The sequence below is a fragment of the Microterricola pindariensis genome (genome assembly GCF_002936985.1).
Lineage (GTDB): Bacteria > Actinomycetota > Actinomycetes > Actinomycetales > Microbacteriaceae > Microterricola > Microterricola pindariensis.
In genome coordinates this window covers 1-2,520 of sequence record NZ_MPZN01000120.1, presented here as the reverse complement: position 1 = coordinate 2,520, position 2,520 = coordinate 1, and the positions used below count along the sequence as shown (strand labels likewise).

At 75.4% G+C, this 2,520-nt stretch carries 3 protein-coding genes; all 3 read right to left on the bottom strand.

Features of this window, described 5'->3' with window-relative positions; genetic code table 11:
- Window positions 1-1,109: cysteine desulfurase family protein (locus tag GY24_RS17200; protein ID WP_104477847.1), on the bottom strand; the 1,109-nt coding region annotated here is incomplete at its 3' end.
- 11 nt (window positions 1,110-1,120) lie between these two features.
- Window positions 1,121-1,987: a carboxylating nicotinate-nucleotide diphosphorylase gene (gene nadC, locus GY24_RS17195; RefSeq protein ID WP_104477845.1), complete on the bottom strand. Its 867-nt coding sequence runs from the start codon at window positions 1,985-1,987 to the stop codon at window positions 1,121-1,123.
- Entirely contained in the window at window positions 1,981-2,442 is a 462-nt protein-coding gene (locus GY24_RS17190; protein WP_104477843.1) for a hypothetical protein, read from the bottom strand. The genes nadC and GY24_RS17190 overlap by 7 nt, the downstream gene beginning before the upstream one ends.
- Window positions 2,443-2,520 lie beyond the last annotated feature (78 nt).

Here is a 2,520-nt window from a genome sequence, read left to right as displayed (position 1 = left end):
ACTCGCTCGGCTCGCTGATCAGCGCCCGCTTCGCGGCGGAGACCCGCAGCTCGTCGCACATCTCGTGCTCGGGAGGCCTCGTCGGAGCCGGCCGCGCAGGCCGAGCCGCTCGAGCAGATGATGCCGCGCCGCTCCAGCTCCAACAGCACCGCCTCTCCACTAGTCCCGGCGAAGACGAAGGAGGCGGAGCCGGGCAGGCGCTGGCTGGGGTGCCCGGTGAGGCTGGCCTGGGGCACAGCGGCCAGCACCGCCCCGATGAACGCGTCGCGGAGGGCCGCGGAAGCCTCAGCGGCGCCGGCCAGGCGCTCGGCCTCCGCCAGGCGGAGCGCGGTCGCCAGCGCGACGGCCCCGGCGACGTTCTCGGTGCCGCTGCGTCGGCCCCGCTCCTGCCCGCCGCCGTGCAGCAGCGGTTCGAGCGGCAGCCGGCCGCGCACGAACAGCGCGCCGACGCCCTTGGGAGCGCCGACCTTGTGGCCGGAGGTGCCGAGCGCGTCCACGCCGAGCGCCCGCACGTCCAGCGTCAGCCAGCCGGCGGCCTGCACGGCGTCGCTGTGCAGCGGCACCCGCGCGGCGGCCGCGACGGCGGCGAGCTCGGCGACGGGCTGCACGGTGCCGATCTCGTTGTTGGCATAGTGCACGCTGGCGAGCGTGCTGTCCGGGCGGAGCAGGGCGGCGAGCTCTGCGGGGTCGACGAGCCCTGCGGCATCCGGGTGCAGGAAATCGATCGTGAACCCGTGCAGGCGGCGCAGGTAGTCCAGCGACTCGAGCACCGCCTCGTGCTCCAGGGGCGTGCTGACAATGTGCCGGCCGAGCGGCCGGCCGAGCGCCAGCCCCTTGACGGCGAGGTTGGCCGACTCAGTGCCGCCGGACGTGAACAGCACCTCGCCGGCCCGGCAGCCGAGCACGGCGGCAACGCCGGACCTGGCCGCCTCCAGCGCGGCGGCGGCGGCCTCGCCGGCCCGGTGGTGGCTGGACGGGTTGCCGAACTCGCCGCTCAACCACGGCCACATCGCCTGCAGCGCCTCGGGGCGCACGGGGGCGCTCGCCGCGTGGTCGAGGTAGATTGCGTCGCCGTAGAGGGAACGCGGGTCGCTGCTCGGCTGGTTCATCGAAGGGCCTGTCAGTCGGCGAGGGCGTGGTGGAGCACCACGTCCAGGCCCAGGTCGAGTGCGCGCACGCTGTGGGTGAGGGCGCCGACCGAGATGATGTCGACCCCGGATGCCGCGATCGCCCGCACCGTGTCGAGGTTGACCCCGCCGCTGGCCTCGACGATGGCCCGGCCGGCGACCTGCGCGACGCCTGCGCGCAGCTGCTCCGGGCTGAAGTTGTCGAGCATGATCGTGTCGACGCCGGCGGCCAGCACGGGCTCGATCTGCTCGAGCCGGTCGACCTCCACCTCGAGGTGGGTGGTGTGCGAGAGGCGGGCGCGGAGGGCGAGCAGCGCGTCGGTGACGGAGAGGCCGCCGGCGGTGAGCACGGCCAGGTGGTTGTCCTTGGCCATGACGGCGTCGCTCAGGCTGAAGCGGTGGTTGTGGCCGCCGCCGTCGCGCACGGCCTGGCGCTCCAGCGCGCGCAGCCCCGGCGTGGTCTTGCGGGTGTCGACGATGCGCGCGTTGGTTCCCTCGGTCTCGGCGACGTAGCTGGCGGTGAGCGTGGCGATGCCGCTCATCCGCTGCACCAGGTTGAGGGCGACGCGCTCGGCCTGCAGGATGCTGCGGGCCGGGCCGCTAACCCGGGCGAGCACGGCGCCGCGCTCGAAGGCGGCGGCATCCGGCACCAGCACCTCGACGGCGATCGCCGGGTCGGTGAGCGCGAAGGCGGCCCGCACGAGGGCGGCCCCGCTGAACACGCCGGGCTCCCGGGCGACCAGCTCGGCCGTCGCGGTGGCGTCCGCGGGGATGAGCAGCTCGGAGGTGACGTCGCCCCAGGGGGCGTCCTCGAGCAGGGCGGCCGAGACGACGGCGGTGATGGCGGCAGCGGTCAGCATGCGAGGGCATCCTCTCGGGTGGCCGAGGAGTCGGCGGATTCGTCGTGGTTCTCGGCGGGTACGGCGTCGCGCCGGAAGTGGGCGCCGACCGACTCGGTGCGGGCGCTCGCCGCGGCCACCAACAGGCGGGCGAGGTCAAGCAGGTTGGCGTCCTCGACGGCGCGGCGGCTCGCCCCGGCGCCGGTGTGTGGCCGGGGGAGGGCCGCGAGTGTCGCCGCGGCCGCGGCCAGGGTCGCTCCGTCCCGCTGCAGGCCGGCCGCGTCCCAGAGCAGCGTCTGGATGCGCGCGCGCAGCCCGGCATCCGTCTCCGCCGCCCCGGGCTGCCCCGCCGCCCCGGGCTGCCCCGCGTCCCGCGGCCGGTCCGCGGATGCGGCGTGCGACACGCAGGCGCGCGTGTTCAGCGCGGTGCTCGACGACGATGCCGCGTTCAGCGCGGCGCTGACGGCCGACGACATCCGGGGCCTGCTGGCCTAGCGGTCGCGCGCCGCTCTCTGTCAAAACTCTCAGGCCGTGCCCGCCTGAACGGGCTTACA

Excerpts from the sequence above, each read along its gene's own strand:
- nadC (WP_104477845.1), bottom strand. The coding sequence starts at position 1,987 with ATGCTGACCGCTGCCGCCATCACCGCCGTCGTCTCGGCCGCCCTGCTC.
- GY24_RS17190 (WP_104477843.1), bottom strand. The coding sequence starts at position 2,442 with ATGTCGTCGGCCGTCAGCGCCGCGCTGAACGCGGCATCGTCGTCGAGC.